This window comes from Rhodococcus sp. PvR099 (assembly GCF_017833315.1).
Taxonomy (GTDB): domain Bacteria; phylum Actinomycetota; class Actinomycetes; order Mycobacteriales; family Mycobacteriaceae; genus Rhodococcus_G; species Rhodococcus_G oryzae.
Map to the genome: position 1 here is coordinate 1,395,489 of NZ_JAFIBV010000001.1, position 15,214 is coordinate 1,410,702.

Consider the following 15,214-nt stretch of genomic DNA (forward strand, 5'->3'; position numbering starts at 1 on the left):
GTCGATATCTCCCCCCTGGTTGTTCATGAGCTAACTGTCGGTCTTGCCCGCCTCGGTACCGCCGGATTCCGCGGGGCCCGCGGGGCCCGCGTCGGGTGCTCCTTCCGACCCCCCGGTCGCGGATGAACCGGTCGCCGCGACTGCGGTCGCCACAGGCTCCCGAGGATGCTTCGGCTGGAGCTCCTCCGGGGCCTCCCGGCCCTTCTTCGCCGCGAGGAAGTAGATCACCGCTCCGATGAACACGATGATCGACGTGAACACGTTGATCCGGATCCCGGCGATGTGGGTCGCGTAGTCGTCGCGCAGGAGCTCGACGAAGAGACGGCCCATGCAGTATCCGGCGACGTAGAGCGCGAACAACCGGCCGTGGCCGATCCGGTAGCGGCGGTCCACCCAGACCAGCAGCACAACGATCAGCAGGTTCCAGACGAGCTCGTACAGGAAGGTGGGGTGCACGACCTTCTCCACCACCCCGGTGGAGGTGCCGGCCAGCTGATCCAGCCGGCCGTCCGCGTTGACCCGCTCGAAGATCTCCAGGCCCCAGGGCACGGTCGTCTCGCGCCCGTAGAGCTCCTGGTTGAAGTAGTTGCCGATCCGTCCGATCGCCTGCGCGAGCAGGATTCCCGGCGCGACGGCGTCACCGAGGGCGGGGAGCGGAACCCCACGCTGTCGGCAGCCGATCCAGGCCCCGATACCACCGAACAGCACGGCACCCCAGATGCCGAGGCCGCCCTGCCAGATCTTCAGCGCATCGACCGGGTTGCCGCCCTCACCGAAGTAGGTGCTCCAGTCGGTGGCCACGTGGTACAGCCTGCCACCGATCAACCCGAACGGGACGGCCCAGATCGCGATGTCGAGGACCGTGCCCTTCTCGCCACCGCGGGCGACCCAGCGCCGGTCGCCCCACACCGCCGCGACGACGATGCCGAGGATGATGAACAGCGCGTAGGCGCGCAGCGGAATCGGGCCGATCGACCACACGCCCTGGGGCGGGCTCGGGATATAGGCAAGGATGTCGGCAGTCGAAGTCACGACGCCACGGTAGCCGAGCGGACTCCCGCGGCGAGTTCGGTGGTGATCGCGCGCAACGCCTCCTGGCCCTCGGCCACAGCCGTCACCAGCGCCGAGCCGACGATGACCGCGTCCGCGTAGGCGGCGATCTCGGCGGCCTGCGCGCCGGAGCGCACGCCGAGCCCGACGCCGACCGGGATGTCGGAGTGCTCACGCACCCGCGCCACCAGCTCCGGCGCCATGTTGGACACCGCGTCGCGGGCGCCGGTGACGCCCATCGTCGAGGTCGCGTAGACGAAGCCGCGGCACAGGTCGACGGTCTTGGCGAGGCGCTCGTTGGTCGAGGAGGGCGCGACCAGGAAGGTCCGGTCCAGTCCGTACTTTTCGGAGGCGGCCAGCCAGTCGGCGGCCTCGTCCGGGATGAGGTCGGGGGTGATGATCCCCAGGCCGCCCGCGGCGGCGAGGTCCCGGGCGAACTCGTCGACGCCGTACTTGAGGACCAGGTTCCAGTAGGTCATCACGACCGCCTTGCCACCGGCCTTGCTGATCGCCTCGACGACGGTGAACACGTCCCGGACCCGGAACCCGGCGACCAGGGCCGCGTCCGCGGCCGCCTGGATCGTGGGTCCGTCCATCACCGGGTCGCTGTACGGGATGCCGACCTCGATCAGGTCGCAGCCGGAGGAGACCAGCGTCTCGAACGCCTCGATCGAGCCGGGCAGGTCGGGGTAGCCGGCGGGCAGGTACCCGACCAGCGCGGCCCTCTTCTCCGCTCGACACTGCGCGAAGAGCTCACCCAGGCGGGACGGTGCTGCGGCGTGCGGCTGCGGTGCGGTCACTTCGCCTGGCCTTCCTCGTTGGAGTGGTCAGTGTCGCTGTCCGGCATCAGGCCGAACCACTTCGCGGCGGTGTCGACGTCCTTGTCGCCGCGGCCGGAGATGTTGACCAAAACGATCGCGCCCTCGCCGAGCTCCTTGCCGAGCTTGAGGGCGCCTGCCACGGCGTGCGCCGACTCGATGGCGGGGATGATGCCCTCGGTGCGGCTGAGCAACGCGAACGCGTCCATCGCCTCGGTGTCGGTGATCGGGCGGTACTCGGCCCGGCCGATGTCGTTGAGGAACGAATGCTCGGGTCCAACGCCCGGATAGTCGAGCCCGGCGGAGATCGAGTGCGAGTCGATGGTCTGACCGTCCTCGTCCTGCAGCAGGTACGAGTAGGCCCCGTGCAGTGCACCCGGGGAGCCACCGGTGATGGTCGCGGCATGCCTGCCGGTCTCGACGCCGTCGCCCGCGGCCTCGAGGCCGACGAGCCGAACCGACGGGTCGTCGATGAACGCGTGGAAGATGCCGATGGCGTTGGATCCACCGCCGACGCAGGCTGCGACCGCGTCAGGCAGCCGACCGGTGTGCGCCAGCACCTGCGCCCGCGCCTCGAGACCGATGATGCGCTGGAAGTCGCGGACCATGACCGGGAAGGGATGCGGTCCGGCGGCCGTGCCGAAGCAGTAATAGGTGTTGTGCGCGTTGGTGACCCAGTCACGCAACGCCTCGTTGATGGCGTCCTTGAGGGTGCGCGAGCCGGTCATCGCCGGGATCACCTCGGCGCCGAGCAGACGCATCCGAGCGACGTTGAGCGCCTGACGCTTGGTGTCGACCTCACCCATGTACACCACGCAGTCGAGGCCGAGCAGCGCGCAGGCGGTGGCGGTGGCGACGCCGTGCTGGCCGGCGCCGGTCTCGGCGATGACGCGCGTCTTGCCCATCCGCTTGGCCAGCAGCGCCTGCCCGAGAACGTTGTTGATCTTGTGAGAACCGGTGTGGTTCAGGTCTTCCCGCTTGAGCAGCAGCCGGGCGCCGCCCGCGTGCTCGCTGAGCCGAGTGGCCTCGTACACCGGCGACGGACGGCCGGTGTAGTCACGCTGCAGCCGATCCAGCTCGTTCAGGAACGAGTCGTCCCCGCGGGCCTTGTCGTACTCGGCGGTGACCTCCTCGATCACCGCCATCAGCGCCTCGGGGACGTACCGTCCGCCGAAGACACCGAAATGGCCGCCCTGATCGGGCTCGTGGGCGCTGCGCTCGGTCACACCGGCACTCATGCGGGGAAGGCCGCGGCCCTTGGCGGAAAGTACGGGATCGTCTGTGCTCACCCGTCCAGTCTGCCTTAGTCGGTGCGACCGAACTCACGTCGGGTCCGACCGCCAGGGGTCGGTCAGCGAGCGGGCTTGGGGCAGGACGGGTGCGCCCCGGCGGCCACCAGATCCTTGACGGCCGTGCGCGGATCGCCGCTGGTGACCAAGCCCTCGCCGACGAGGACCGCATCCGCGCCCGCGCCCGCGTAGGCCAGCAGATCCGCGGTCCCGCGGACTCCGGACTCGGCGATCTTGACGACCTCGGTCGGCAGCCCGGGGGCGATACGGGCGAACGTGTCGCGGTCCACCTCGAGGGTCTTGAGGTTGCGCGCGTTGATGCCGATGACGCTCGCGCCCGCCTCGAGGGCCCGGTCGGCCTCCTCCTCGGTGTGCACCTCAACGAGGGCGGTCATGCCGAGGGACTCGGTGCGGTCGAGCAGCGACGCGAGCGCGTCCTGTTCGAGGGCGGCGACGATCAGCAGGATCACATCGGCGCCGTGGGCCCTGGCCTCGTGGATCTGGTACGGGCCGACGATGAAGTCCTTGCGCAGCACCGGGATCGTCACGGCCGCCCGCACGGCGTCGAGGTCCGCGAGCGAGCCACGGAAACGACGCTCCTCGGTCAGCACGCTGATCACCCGCGCGCCGCCCTGCTGGTACGCCAACGCAAGCTCGGCGGGGTCCGCGATGTCCGAGAGCGTGCCCTTGGACGGGCTGGCCCGCTTGACCTCGGCGATCACCCCGATACCGGAAGCCCGCAACGCGGCGGCGGCGTCGAGTGCCGCCGGAGCGGCGGCCGCGGCCGCCTTCACGGCTGTGAAGTCCAGAACGGATTCACGGGCTGCGACGTCTGCACGCACCCCGTCGAGAATCGAATCGAGAACCGTCATCGTGTCCCGAGTCCTTTCTGGGCCGTTGCCGTGTGAGCAACCTCATCGGATTGGGCAAGCCTAGAGGGCGCCACCATATTGACTAACGGCGGGTGTCTGTGCCTCCGGCAGGCTCGGGTCCGTCCTGGTCGTTTGGCCCGGCCACGTCGCCCGTGGTCGGGTCCTCCCCCGCGTCCAGTGCGTCCCAGAGCATTCGCTCGCTGAGCGGTTCCTTCGAGGTCGCCGCGCGGTTGCCCGCCTCTTCCCTGCGGGCGGCGGGGGCAGCGTACTTCGACGACAGCCCGGCACTCGCGCCCGCCTTGCGGATCAGCGCGACCGCGGCGACGAGGGCCGTGACCCCACCCAGCAGCACGAGGACCGCAGGCAGGGTGAAGGCCTCGGTCGCGGTGACCTCCGCGCGGCCGGGCAGCTCGGCGAGCCGTCCGGCCTTGTCGTCGTCGACACCGCCTATCAGCAGGGACGCGGCCGGCACGATCGCCGCGACCGCGACCAGCGCGACCAGCAGCCCGACCACCCGCAGGGCCCAGCCGCGCACGGCGAAGGAGGCGGCGATGGCCGCGACCAGCGTCAGGGCCAGCGGCGTCGTCGCGGCCGCCCAGGTGCCGCCGATCAGTTCGCTGGTGCGGGCCCCACCGAGGCCGTCGAACGACTCCACCCGCACCCAGGTCATCCGCGAGGACGCCCACAGGCACAGCGCCGCGACCGCGAGCAGCAGCACCGGCACGGCGGCCGCGGACGCCCGCCCCCTTGCGGGCGCGGCGGCCGGGTCCCGGTCCGGTTCCTGCTCAGTCATCGGTGCCGCCCACGGCCCGGAGCGTGCCCGCCGCCGCGATCGCGCTGAGCACCGCCATCGCCTTGTTCTTCGCCTCGGTGTCCTCGTAGACGGGGTCCGAGTCGGCCACGACGCCGGCACCGGCCTGCACATAGGCCGTGCCGTCCTTGATCAGCGCGGTCCGGATCGCGATCGCGGTGTCGGCGTCGCCCGCGAAGTCGAGGTATCCGACGATTCCCCCGTAGATGCCGCGGCGGGTCGGCTCGAGTTCGTCGATCAGCTCCATCGCACGCACCTTCGGCGCCCCGGAGAGGGTGCCTGCCGGGAAGCAGGCCGTGACGGCGTCCAGCGCGTGCATGCCCTCGGCCAGCCGGCCGGTGACCGTCGAGACCAGGTGCATGACGTGGCTGTAGCGCTCGATGTGCCGGTAGTCGTGCACCTTGACGGTGCCCGGCTCGCACACCCGGCCGAGGTCGTTGCGACCCAGGTCCACGAGCATCAGGTGCTCGGAGTTCTCCTTCTCGTCCGCGAGCAGGTCCTTCTCAAGGAGGATGTCGTCCTCCTCGGTGGCGCCGCGCCAGCGGGTGCCCGCGATCGGGTGGGTGGTCGCCACGCCCTCGCTCACGGTGACCAGGGCCTCCGGGCTCGAGCCGACGATGGAGAAGGCGGTCTCGCCGTCCTCGCCGGGGACGTGCACCAGGTACATGTACGGGCTCGGGTTGGACGCGCGCAGCATCCGGTACACGTCGAACGGGTCGGCGTCGGTGTCCATCTCGAAGCGCTGCGAGAGCACCACCTGGAACGCCTCGCCTGCCTCGATCTCCGAGATCAGGCGCTTCACGTCGGCCCCGAAGCCCTCGGTGGTGCGCTGGCGGCGGTAGTCGGGGGTGGTCTTGGCGTAGGTGGACACGGTGGACGGCGCGGGCGCGGTGAGCGCGTGGGTCATCGCGTCGAGCCGGGCGACGGCGTCGTCGTATGCCTCGTCGACCCGCTCGTCGGTGCCGTTCCAGTTGACGGCGTTGGCGATGAGCGTGATGGCGCCCTCGTGGTGGTCGACGGCGGCCAGGTCGGTGGCAAGCAGCATCACCATCTCGGGGATCTGCAGGTCGTCGGTCGCGTGGCTGGGCAGCCGCTCGAGCCTGCGGATGATGTCGTAGCCGAGGAAGCCGACCATGCCGCCGGTGAGCGGGGGCAGGCCGGGCAGCCGTTCGGTGCGCAGCAGTTCCAGGGTCTGTCCGAGGGCGGCGATCGGGTCGCCGCCCGACGGCGCGCCGGCCGGGACGTTGCCGAGCCAGCCGGCCTGCCCGTCGACGACGGTCAGTGCGGCGGGGCTGCCTGCGCCGATGAACGACCAGCGCGACCACGAGCGGCCGTTCTCCGCGGACTCCAGCAGGAAGGTGCCGGGCCGGTCGCCCGCGAGTTTGCGGTACGCAGACAGCGGGGTTTCGGAGTCCGCCAGCACCTTTCGCGTCACCGGGACGACTCGATGGTCGGCCGCGAGGGCACGGAACTGCGCCCTGGTGGTGGTGTGGTCATCCGCATCGGCGACGGCGACTGCGGGCTGGACGGTGGTTGACTCGCCGGACATGTCGTCCATCATCGCAGGCGGAGCGACCGGGGACAGGCGGTGGCCCCGCCTACAATGCGGACCGGTCCATCGGTCGGGGCAGCGGCTCGAGTGCGCCCGCTTCGCGCAGCCGTCGGTAGGCCCTGACCACGTCGCCGACCTCCCCCGGTGCCGCGATGCGCATCAGCACTCCCCCGGTCGAGCTCTCGTGCGCCGCCTGCGCGTCGTCCGGCAACAGCGCCGCGCGGCCGGCGGAGAGGTAGCCGAGACGTCCGACGACCGGATCGCCGATCGTGAAACCCGAGTCCTCCAGCGCGTCGAGCACGTCGTCGTCGGTCACATCGCCGAAGTCCGGCTCCCATGCCCGCGCGACGGCCGCGAGCAGGTCGGCCTCGGGCACCGCGGCCTCGCCAGGCGCATCGACCGCGATCACGATCGACTGCAGCAGGAACTCCGGGGCGCCGCCCGCCAGTGCGCTGACCTCCACCTCCCAGCGCGGCTCGCCCGCGGTGGCAAGCCGCAGTCCGGTGCCGACGACGTCCGACCAGTCGTCGGCCGATTGTGCTGCGCGCAGGGCCACCAGCAGCGAATCCCGGTCCGCCGGGAGGTCGGTCTCGGGGCCGGACCCGTGGATGTGCCGCCAGTTCCACGGCTCGCCCGGCCCACACGGTGGACCTGCCGCAGGGAGCATCAGCGCGAGCTGGTCCAGGGTCGTCATCCAGCGTGTGGCGAGCGCATCGACCGACTCGCGCCGAGGACCCCAGAAGCCCCGCACCACCCTCCGCATCGGCTCCCCCGTGTCCCTGTCGTCCGCCGCACGCAGGCTAGTCCCGAGGAGCCGGGCAGCGCACGTTGTAGCCTCACCCGAATGCAGACCGGACAGCAGGCCCCCGACTTCTCGCTCCCGGACCAGGACGGCACCGTCCGGACCCTGAGCGGACTGGTCGCGGACGGGCCCCTCGTGCTCTTCTTCTACCCCGCCGCCTCCACCCCCGTGTGCACGGCCGAGGCCTGCCACTTCCGCGATCTGGCGGGCGAGTTCGCCGCGGTCGGCGCGTCGCGCGCCGGGATCAGCACCGACACCGTCGACAAGCAGGCCTCGTTCGCGGCGGCGCAGTCCTTCGACTACCCGCTGCTCGCCGACGTCGGCGGCGTGGTGGCCGAGCAGTTCGGCGTGCGTCGCGGGCTGCTCGCGAAGCTGTCGCCGGTCAAGCGCACCACCTTCGTCATCGACACGGACCGGACGGTGCTCAAGGTGATCGCGAGCGAGCTGCGCGCGAACACCCACGGCGACCAGGCCCTGGAGTTCCTGCGCAGCCGCAACACCGCGCGGGAGAACTGAGCCCGCCTACGCGACCTGGATGGAGCGCTTGGCCAGGCCCATCCAGAACCCGTCGATCACCTGCGAGGGCACCTGCTCGGGGTCGCTGGACGCACCGAGCGTGACGAACAACGGGGCGAAGTGCTCGATGGTCGGGTGCGCGTAGGGCATCCCGGGCGCCTTGGCGCGGAAGTCGATCAGCGCGTCCACATCGGCGGCCGCGAAGCGCTCCCCCGCCCAGGCGTCGAACTCGGCTGACCAGCCGGGCGCCTGCGCGGTGGGCGACGGATCGCGCAGAAACGGCAGTCCGTGGGTGGTGAATCCGGATCCGACGATGAGCACGCCCTGTTCGCGCAGCGGACGCAGTCGTTCGCCCAGGTGCATCAGCCGCTCGGGGTCGAGGGTGGGCAGCGAGATCTGCAGCACCGGGACATCGGCGTCGGGGTACATGACGCTGAGCGGCACGTACGCGCCGTGGTCGAGGCCGCGGCTCTCCTGATGCGCGACCGGCTCGTTGTCCGGCATCAGCGCGGCGACCTGCCGGGCGAGCTCGGGGGCGCCGGGCGAACAGTAGGTCGCCTCGTAGTACTTGCGGGGGAACCCACCGAAGTCATAGATCAGCGGGGTCCCGGTGGCGGTGGAGCCGATGGTGAGCGGAGCCGACTCCCAGTGCGCGGAGACCACCAGGATCGCGGTCGGGCGCGGCAGCCGGCTCGACCAGGCCCCGAGCTGGGAGACCCAGAGATCGTCGTCGACAAGCGGAGGGGCGCCGTGGCTGAGGTAGAGCGCTGGCATAGCGTGATCGCTCATAACGACTCCTAACATTGAAGCTTCAAGTATCTTGAGAAATCAACGTAGCAGCACGACGAATATTTCCGATGGAGGTCGCGATGACGCGGTGGTTGAGCGCGGAGCAGCAGCAGGCCTGGCGCGAGCTGGTCAACGTGATGACCCGTATGCCCGCGGCGCTGGACACCCAGCTGCAGCGCGACTCCGGGCTGACGCACTTCGAGTACTTCGTGCTCTCGGCACTCTCCGAGGAACCGAACCGCCGGCTGCAGCTGAGCGCGCTGGCGAATGCGGCGAATGCCTCGCTCTCCAGGCTCTCGCACGTGGTGACCAAGCTGGAGAAGGTCGGCTGGGTGCGCCGCGAGAGCATCATCGGCGCCCGCGGATCTCTGGCCGTACTCACCGACACCGGCTATCAGAAGGTCGTCGAGGCGGCGCCCGGCCACGCCGAGACGGTGCAGGCACTGCTGTTCGACGGGCTGGACGAGCGGCAGGTGCGCGAGCTCCTCACCCTCGGCACGGCGATGGTCGCGCAGCTCGACCGCGGCCTCGCCGCGGGCAACGGCCAGGCCTGAGGGCGGGGCGCTCGATCAACCCAGCGGGACCCCGCCGACGCCCCAGTTCTCCCGCGGCACGTCGGTGAGGGTGACCCACACCTGCGCGGGGTTCTTCCCAGTGGCCTCGGCGTATGCCTTGGTGACGGCCTCGATGGTCGCCTTCTTCTGTTCGGTGGTGAGTCCGGGCGTCTGGCTGATCTGAATCAGTGGCATAGGAAAAACTGTGCCACAGTCTCATTCAGCACTTCATACCCCAAGGCACACCGACGTGATGTCCACTCACCCTTCTCACGTCTGCGTGTTCTCTCCGGTCGCGCCGTTGTTGTGAGTTTCGATGGCCTCGATGGACTTCCTGAACGGCTTTCCCAGAACGCGGGTACCGAAGAGTCCGAGCACGCCCGCGAGAAGCCGTCCCCTGAGGTTCTTGCCATCGCGAACCACGACGACGTCCACGTCGGTCACACCCGTGGGCTCCTGCGTGAGGGTGTAGGTGTGGCCCGAGGCACCACCCCACAGGTTGGAATCGGTGGTCGTCATCACGACACGATGGGGGTCGGTCCAGTCGTAGTGCAGAGTTTCCCAGATACCGTTCGACCCCTCCGTGACATCGGCATCGTGGGGGCCTTCGTGGTGCACCTTGAGGTAACTGTCTGCGCTGTTGCCGAAGATTTCCTCGCGACCCGGCCCGAAGTCGGTGAGGCCTGCTAGGACCTGCTCGGGCGTCGCGGTGGTCGTCTGGTGGAGATGGATCGTGGTCATGGCCGCTTCCTGACACTTGGATGATCCGCTCCGGTCCCGAAGAGCCGGGGTCGGTGATACATCCAGCACACCACTCGCGCGAACATCACGGAAGGGAGCTGATCGAGGGCAAACATTCCTCGATACCCTGCCTCCGCGGTGACCGCCCTGGAGCAACGCAGCGGCAGGTAGGTCACTGTGCTCCCACAGAGTCAGCCCATCTCGGCGTGCTGGTAGCACCACCGCCATGACTCGCCGGGCTCGTGCGATCGCATGACGGGGTGTCCGGTCTGCTCGAAATGCGCGGTCGCGTGCCGGTGAGGGCTCGAGTCGCAGCACCCGACGTGCCCGCAGGTGAGGCACATCCGCAGGTGCGCCCAGTTCTGTTCACCGAGCGCCGTGCATTCCTCGCAAAGGCCGGGTGTGCGCGGCTCTGGGTCCGGCCCGGTGGCCGCCGCGAGTTCGTCGCAGGACTCGGCGGCGGCCGGATCCGGGGACCCGACACGAATGTGGTCGGCCGCGCGTCGGAGAACTCTCTTCATCACCTCTCATCCTGCATGCTGCAGGGTGGGATATCCACACATCCGACCGCTCGGACGGAGACCGCCATGAACGTGGCCCTGCTCGCCGTCGCGGTGGCGGCACTGCTCACCGCCGCCCTCGCGCGCCGCTTGAACTGGTCGGCACCGCTGCTGCTGGTCCCGGTCGGACTGGCCGGGTCGCAGATCCCCGGACTTCCCGACACCGCGCTCGACCCCGATCTCGTGATGTTCGCGGTACTACCGCCGCTGCTCTACTCGGCCGCACTCGACAGTTCCTCGCTGGCGTTGCGCCGCAATGCGCGTGCAATCGGGCTCCTCGCGGTCGGGTTGCCGCTGGCCACCACCGCCGTCGTCGGGGTCGTCGCATACCTCACCATTCCCGAGTTTCCCCTCGCCGCCGCGCTGGTACTCGGGGCGGTCGTGGCTCCGCCGGATGCGGTGTCCGCCAGCGCGATCGGACGACGCCTCGGCCTGCCCCGACGGATCATGACACTGCTCGGCGGCGAAAGCCTGCTCAACGACGCGACGGCGCTCACCGCCTACCGTGTCGCGCTCGCCGCGGCGGTCGGAACCGGTGTGACCCTGTTGGAGGGAGTGCGCACCTTCCTCGGTGCCGCGGTCGGCGGCACGCTGATCGGCCTCGGGGTGGGGATCGTCGTCGCCGTGATCCGTTCGAGGCTCACGGACCCGGTGATGGAGAGTGCCATCGGGCTCGTGGTTCCCTTCGTCGCCTACCTGGCGGCCGAGGAAGTGCACGGTTCCGGGGTCATCGCGGTCGTTGTCGCCGGCCTGTACCTGGGCCAGCGGTCGACCCGCGCCGGATACGCGACCCGCCTGCAGGACACCGCGGTGTGGAAGGCCATCGATGTCGTCCTCGAGTCGTTCGTCTTCCTGCTGATCGGGCTGCAACTGCCGAGCGTCGTCCAGGGGCTCCACGGCCGCAGTGTGGCCGAAGTCATCGGAGCGTCCATTGCCGTGCTCGCCGCCGTGATCGCCGTCCGGCTGCTGTGGGTCTACCCCGCGACCTACCTCCCCCGTCTACTGTCGGTACGGATCCGCGAGCGGGAGCCGGCGCCGCCTCCCCGCGGGGTGTTCGTGGTCGCGTGGTCCGGCATGCGCGGTGTGGTCTCGCTGGCCGCGGCCTTCGCGATTCCCCTCACCGTAAATTCGGGCGCCCCGTTCCCCGGGCGCGACATGATCCTGTTCATCACCTTCGCTGTGGTGGTCGGCACCCTCCTCCTGCACGGGCTGACCCTGCCGTGGCTGATCACCAGACTGGGGGTCGACAACGAGGAAGAGCGCCGTAAGGACGCGCTGGCGCTGGCCGCCGCGCAGGACAAGGCTGCACGGGCCGCGACGGAGTTGCTCGACAGCCTCGTCGCAAACGCTGACGGGGACCCCGCCGCCGTCCGTGAGCGGGCCGCAGCGATCCTACGTACGTGGAGCGAGCACCGCGCTCACGCGGCATGGGAGCGACTCGGGCGCAGCGAAGCCGAGTTGGGCGAGAGCCCGTCCGCCGCATTCCGCGCGCTGCGCCTGCAGATGCTGGACACAGAGCGAGGCGTCTTCGTCGCTGAGCGTGATAACGGACGAATAGACGACGAGGTATTGCGACAGGTGCTGCGCGAACTCGACCTCGAGGAGGCGACCATGAACCGGGAGTAGGACCATACTGGAAGGCGGTTTGGCGAACGGCAGCCGCGAATGGGAGACCGATGGTACAGCCGGCAATTCTCAGCGTCGACGACGATCCGAGCGTGTCCCGAGCAATCGTGAGGGACCTACGTCGCAACTACGGCGAGAAGTACCGGATCATCCGGGCGCAGTCCGGCGAGGAGGCACTCGCCGCGCTCAAGGAGATGAAGCTGCGCGGCGACCCGGTCGCGGTCCTGCTCGCCGACTACCGGATGCCGAGTATGAGCGGCATCGAGTTCCTCGAACAGGGCATGGACCTGTATCCCGCGGCGAAGCGTGTGCTTCTCACCGCCTATGCCGACACCGATGCCGCGATCGACGCGATCAACGTCGTCGATCTCGATCATTACCTGCTCAAGCCGTGGGATCCGCCAGAGGAGAAGCTGTACCCGGTGCTCGACGCCCTGCTCGACGCCTGGGTGACCTCCGATCGCAAGCCGGTGACCGAGACCAAGGTCGTCGGACACCGGTGGTCGGCGCGGTCTTCGGAGGTACGGGAGTTCCTGGCGCGCAACCAGCTCCCCTACCGGTGGTACATGTCCGACGAACCGGAGGGTCAGCGTCTGCTCGAGGCCGCGGGCGCTGACGGCATGTGTCTGCCCGTGGTGATCACATGCGCCGGGCATGCCCTGGTGGAGCCGAGCGACTCGGAGCTGGCGCATCACGTCGGTCTGGCCACCACCCCCGCGTCGGACTTCTACGACCTCGTCGTCATCGGCGGCGGACCGGCCGGGCTCGGCGCGGCCGTGTACGGGGCGTCCGAGGGTCTGCGCACCGTCCTGATCGAACGCACCGCCACCGGTGGGCAGGCCGGGCAGAGCTCCCGGATCGAGAACTACCTGGGATTCCCGGATGGCCTGTCCGGCGCCCAGCTGGCCGACCGGGCCCGCAGGCAGGCCGCCAAGTTCGGCGCCGAGGTGATCACCACCCGGGACGTCGTCGCGTTGGAGGTGAACGGGTCCGCGCGCACGGTCCGCTTCGCCGACGGCGCGTCGCTCGACGCACACACCGTGATCCTGGCGACCGGGGTCTCTTATCGGCAGCTGTCGGTCCCCGGACTGGGCGAGTTCACCGGCCGCGGGGTGTATTACGGATCCGCGGTGACGGAGGCCGCGCGGTGCAGCGACCAGGACGTGTACATCGTCGGCGGCGCGAACTCGGCGGGGCAGGCCGCCGTCTATCTCGCCAGGGGCGCGCGTTCGGTGACGATCGTGGTGCGGGCCCGCTCGTTGGACGACTCCATGTCGCACTACCTGATCCAGCAGATCAGACAGAACCCGAGGATCGTGGTCCGGGCGTGCTCGGAGGTGGTTGGCGTCGAGGGTGACGATCATCTGGAGCGGATCACGTTGCGTGACAACACCACGGGCCGCACCGAGACCGTCGACGCGCACTGGCTCTTCCTGTTCATCGGCGCGGCGCCCCGCACCGACTGGCTCGACGGCGTCGTGGTGCGCGACGACCACGGGTACGTCGTCTCCGGTCCGGACCTGGTCGTCGACGGCAAACGGCCGCGCGGCTGGGAACTCGAGCGTATGCCCCAGCACCTGGAGACCAGCGTGCCCGGGGTCTTCGCGGCCGGGGACGTGCGCTCGGACTCCGCGAAACGGGTCGCGTCCGCGGTGGGAGAGGGAGCAATGGCAGTGATGCTCGTGCACCGATACCTGGCCAAGCCGTGACCGCCGAACGAGCGGTCACGGCGGAGGAACTGCGGACGCTGTTCCTGTTCGAGAAGCTCGACGACGAGCAACTCGGGCAGCTGAGCCGCGCCGGGCGACTCGAGGTGCTCGAGCCGGGCCCGGTCTACCGCGAGGGCGACCCGGCCACCTGCTTCTACGTACTCATCGAGGGCGCGGTGGTGCTCACGAAACTCTCGGGCGGTCACGAGGTGGAGATGGTGCGCACCTCTCATCGCGGCTCGTATTCGGGCGCGTGGACCGCCTACATGGGCGACCGGGTACCGCAGCTCTACAGCGCATCGATGACCGTCCCCGAGCGCTCCACCTTCTTCGTTCTGGACGCCGGCGACTTCGCGCGGTTCATGGAGGAATGGTTCCCGATGGCCCTGCATCTACTGGAGGGGCTGTTCTTCGGCAACCAGAACTCCCGCGAGATCCTCGACCAACGGGAGCGGCTACTCGCGCTCGGATCCCTGTCTGCCGGACTCACGCACGAGCTCAACAACCCCGCCGCGGCCGCCGTCCGGGCAACGGACTCGCTGCGGGACCGGGTCGCAGGCATGCGGCACAAACTGGGGATGATCGCCTCGGGGGCATACGAACCCGCCACCCTCCAGGCGCTCATCGAGATCCAGGAGGAGGCCGTGAGACTGGTCGCCAAGGCCCCGACCCTGAGCCCGCTGGAGGAATCGGACCGAGAAGAGGCATTGAGCGAGTGGCTCGACGACCACGGCATCGCCGGCGGGTGGAACCTCGCGCCGACCTTCGTGCAGGCCGGCCTCGACGTCGCCTGGCTCGAGCGGGTCGCGGCCTCGACCACGCCGTCCATCCTCGGGGGCGCCGTCGCCTGGCTGAACTACACCATCGAGACCGAGCTGTTGATGAACGAGATCTCGGACTCCACCAAGCGGATCTCCTCGCTCGTCGGCGCCGCCAAGCAGTACTCGCAAATGGACCGCGCCCCATTCCAAGTCTCGGACGTGCACGAACTGCTCGACAGCACACTGGTCATGCTCAGCCGAAAGGTCGGCGACATCGACGTGGTCAAGGACTATGACCGCGGCCTGCCCCGCGTGCCTGTGCACGCCGCCGAACTCAACCAGGTATGGACCAACCTCATCGACAACGCGGTGGACGCGATGGGCGGCCGCGGCACCCTCACCGTCCGCACCTACCGGGACGGCGACTGCCTGGGCGTGGCCATCGGGGACACCGGACCGGGCATCCCCGACGAGGCCCGCGACCGCATATTCGAGCCGTTCTTCACCACGAAGCCGGTCGGGGAAGGTACCGGGCTCGGACTCGACATCTCGTGGCGGATCGTCAACAAACATGGGGGCGACATCCGCGTGGAATCGCGGCCCGGACACACCGAATTCGTCGTCCGCATTCCGCTCGCCGGCCCGGAGGGAGGCCACGATGACTGAGATCGTGAGTGGCGCCATAACGCCCGCATCAGCGAAGCAGACCGGGACACCGAGATAGCTATGTGCTCGACCTGCTGGTCGGGTTGGTCGACAGTGGA

Annotated in this window: 16 protein-coding genes; 5 read left to right on the forward strand and 11 right to left on the reverse strand. The window is 69.5% G+C overall.

Features of this window, described 5'->3' with window-relative positions; translation table 11 throughout:
* Window positions 1-30: 30 nt before the first annotated feature.
* The 7 genes from lgt to JOE46_RS06310 all read right to left on the reverse strand — a co-directional run bounded on the left by lgt (window position 31) and on the right by JOE46_RS06310 (window position 7,155).
* The gene (gene lgt, locus JOE46_RS06280) at window positions 31-1,032 is read right to left on the reverse strand and encodes a prolipoprotein diacylglyceryl transferase (protein WP_209926560.1); all 1,002 of its coding nucleotides are present in this window, start codon (window positions 1,030-1,032) and stop codon (window positions 31-33) included.
* Window positions 1,029-1,850 carry a tryptophan synthase subunit alpha gene (gene trpA, locus JOE46_RS06285; protein WP_097213198.1) on the reverse strand — a complete coding sequence of 274 codons (822 nt, stop codon included), beginning with the start codon at window positions 1,848-1,850 and terminating at the stop codon, window positions 1,029-1,031. Before trpA ends, lgt begins: the two co-directional genes overlap by 4 nt.
* Window positions 1,847-3,106, reverse strand: a complete 1,260-nt coding sequence (trpB, locus tag JOE46_RS06290; RefSeq protein ID WP_097213197.1) for a tryptophan synthase subunit beta — start codon at window positions 3,104-3,106, stop codon at window positions 1,847-1,849. Before trpB ends, trpA begins: the two co-directional genes overlap by 4 nt.
* A 113-nt stretch (window positions 3,107-3,219) precedes the next feature.
* Complete coding sequence (gene trpC / locus JOE46_RS06295; RefSeq protein ID WP_097213196.1) at window positions 3,220-4,029, reverse strand: indole-3-glycerol phosphate synthase TrpC; 810 nt, start codon at window positions 4,027-4,029, stop codon at window positions 3,220-3,222.
* Between the two features lie 82 nt (window positions 4,030-4,111).
* Window positions 4,112-4,822, reverse strand: coding sequence for a TIGR02234 family membrane protein (locus tag JOE46_RS06300; protein WP_097213195.1), 711 nt, complete (start codon window positions 4,820-4,822; stop codon window positions 4,112-4,114).
* Window positions 4,815-6,389 carry an anthranilate synthase component I gene (locus JOE46_RS06305; RefSeq protein WP_179800650.1) on the reverse strand — a complete coding sequence of 525 codons (1,575 nt, stop codon included), beginning with the start codon at window positions 6,387-6,389 and terminating at the stop codon, window positions 4,815-4,817. Before JOE46_RS06305 ends, JOE46_RS06300 begins: the two co-directional genes overlap by 8 nt.
* Window positions 6,390-6,438: 49 nt before the next feature.
* Entirely contained in the window at window positions 6,439-7,155 is a 717-nt protein-coding gene (locus tag JOE46_RS06310; RefSeq protein ID WP_209926564.1) for an Imm52 family immunity protein, read from the reverse strand.
* Window positions 7,156-7,236: 81 nt separating this feature from the next.
* Here JOE46_RS06310 and JOE46_RS06315 point away from each other — a divergent pair, with 81 nt between their 5' ends.
* Window positions 7,237-7,710, forward strand: coding sequence for a peroxiredoxin (locus JOE46_RS06315; RefSeq protein ID WP_097213192.1), 474 nt, complete (start codon window positions 7,237-7,239; stop codon window positions 7,708-7,710).
* A 6-nt stretch (window positions 7,711-7,716) separates the two neighbouring features.
* Here the strand turns inward: JOE46_RS06315 and JOE46_RS06320 are convergent, their stop codons facing one another.
* Entirely contained in the window at window positions 7,717-8,499 is a 783-nt protein-coding gene (locus JOE46_RS06320; protein WP_209926566.1) for a dioxygenase, read from the reverse strand.
* 80 nt (window positions 8,500-8,579) lie between these two features.
* Here JOE46_RS06320 and JOE46_RS06325 point away from each other — a divergent pair, with 80 nt between their 5' ends.
* Window positions 8,580-9,053 (forward strand): MarR family winged helix-turn-helix transcriptional regulator, encoded by a 474-nt coding sequence (locus JOE46_RS06325; protein ID WP_097213272.1) that lies wholly within the window; start codon window positions 8,580-8,582, stop codon window positions 9,051-9,053.
* 15 nt (window positions 9,054-9,068) lie between these two features.
* Here JOE46_RS06325 and JOE46_RS06330 read toward each other — a convergent pair whose 3' ends face one another.
* The 3 genes from JOE46_RS06330 to JOE46_RS06340 form a co-directional block, all read right to left on the reverse strand.
* Entirely contained in the window at window positions 9,069-9,248 is a 180-nt protein-coding gene (locus tag JOE46_RS06330) for a tautomerase family protein (RefSeq protein ID WP_027502040.1), read from the reverse strand.
* 75 nt (window positions 9,249-9,323) lie between these two features.
* A complete protein-coding gene (locus tag JOE46_RS06335) occupies window positions 9,324-9,794 on the reverse strand; it encodes a hypothetical protein (protein ID WP_209926568.1) in 471 nt (156 codons plus the stop codon).
* A 191-nt stretch (window positions 9,795-9,985) separates the two neighbouring features.
* Window positions 9,986-10,315, reverse strand: a complete 330-nt coding sequence (locus JOE46_RS06340) for a UBP-type zinc finger domain-containing protein (protein WP_209926571.1) — start codon at window positions 10,313-10,315, stop codon at window positions 9,986-9,988.
* 66 nt (window positions 10,316-10,381) lie between these two features.
* Here JOE46_RS06340 and JOE46_RS06345 point away from each other — a divergent pair, with 66 nt between their 5' ends.
* The 3 genes from JOE46_RS06345 to JOE46_RS06355 are packed head-to-tail and all read left to right on the forward strand — an operon-like array spanning window position 10,382 to window position 15,116.
* On the forward strand, window positions 10,382-11,980 hold the full coding sequence (locus JOE46_RS06345) for a Na+/H+ antiporter (RefSeq protein WP_209926573.1): 1,599 nt from the start codon (window positions 10,382-10,384) through the stop codon (window positions 11,978-11,980).
* 50 nt (window positions 11,981-12,030) lie between these two features.
* On the forward strand, window positions 12,031-13,689 hold the full coding sequence (locus JOE46_RS06350) for an FAD-dependent oxidoreductase (protein WP_209926576.1): 1,659 nt from the start codon (window positions 12,031-12,033) through the stop codon (window positions 13,687-13,689).
* Window positions 13,686-15,116, forward strand: a complete 1,431-nt coding sequence (locus tag JOE46_RS06355) for an ATP-binding protein (RefSeq protein WP_209926579.1) — start codon at window positions 13,686-13,688, stop codon at window positions 15,114-15,116. Before JOE46_RS06350 ends, JOE46_RS06355 begins: the two co-directional genes overlap by 4 nt.
* Window positions 15,117-15,214 lie beyond the last annotated feature (98 nt).

What these genes read in the sequence shown, in the direction of transcription:
- JOE46_RS06320 (WP_209926566.1), bottom strand. Translation starts at nt 8,499, where the DNA reads ATGAGCGATCACGCTATGCCAGCGCTCTACCTCAGCCACGGCGCCCCT.
- JOE46_RS06340 (WP_209926571.1), bottom strand. Translation starts at nt 10,315, where the DNA reads ATGAAGAGAGTTCTCCGACGCGCGGCCGACCACATTCGTGTCGGGTCC.
- JOE46_RS06335 (WP_209926568.1), bottom strand. Translation starts at nt 9,794, where the DNA reads ATGACCACGATCCATCTCCACCAGACGACCACCGCGACGCCCGAGCAG.
- JOE46_RS06300 (WP_097213195.1), bottom strand. Translation starts at nt 4,822, where the DNA reads ATGACTGAGCAGGAACCGGACCGGGACCCGGCCGCCGCGCCCGCAAGG.
- JOE46_RS06310 (WP_209926564.1), bottom strand. Translation starts at nt 7,155, where the DNA reads ATGCGGAGGGTGGTGCGGGGCTTCTGGGGTCCTCGGCGCGAGTCGGTC.
- trpB (WP_097213197.1), bottom strand. Translation starts at nt 3,106, where the DNA reads ATGAGTGCCGGTGTGACCGAGCGCAGCGCCCACGAGCCCGATCAGGGC.
- JOE46_RS06325 (WP_097213272.1), top strand. Translation starts at nt 8,580, where the DNA reads ATGACGCGGTGGTTGAGCGCGGAGCAGCAGCAGGCCTGGCGCGAGCTG.
- JOE46_RS06305 (WP_179800650.1), bottom strand. Translation starts at nt 6,389, where the DNA reads ATGTCCGGCGAGTCAACCACCGTCCAGCCCGCAGTCGCCGTCGCCGAT.
- JOE46_RS06350 (WP_209926576.1), top strand. Translation starts at nt 12,031, where the DNA reads ATGGTACAGCCGGCAATTCTCAGCGTCGACGACGATCCGAGCGTGTCC.
- JOE46_RS06315 (WP_097213192.1), top strand. Translation starts at nt 7,237, where the DNA reads ATGCAGACCGGACAGCAGGCCCCCGACTTCTCGCTCCCGGACCAGGAC.
- trpC (WP_097213196.1), bottom strand. Translation starts at nt 4,029, where the DNA reads ATGACGGTTCTCGATTCGATTCTCGACGGGGTGCGTGCAGACGTCGCA.
- JOE46_RS06330 (WP_027502040.1), bottom strand. Translation starts at nt 9,248, where the DNA reads ATGCCACTGATTCAGATCAGCCAGACGCCCGGACTCACCACCGAACAG.
- JOE46_RS06345 (WP_209926573.1), top strand. Translation starts at nt 10,382, where the DNA reads ATGAACGTGGCCCTGCTCGCCGTCGCGGTGGCGGCACTGCTCACCGCC.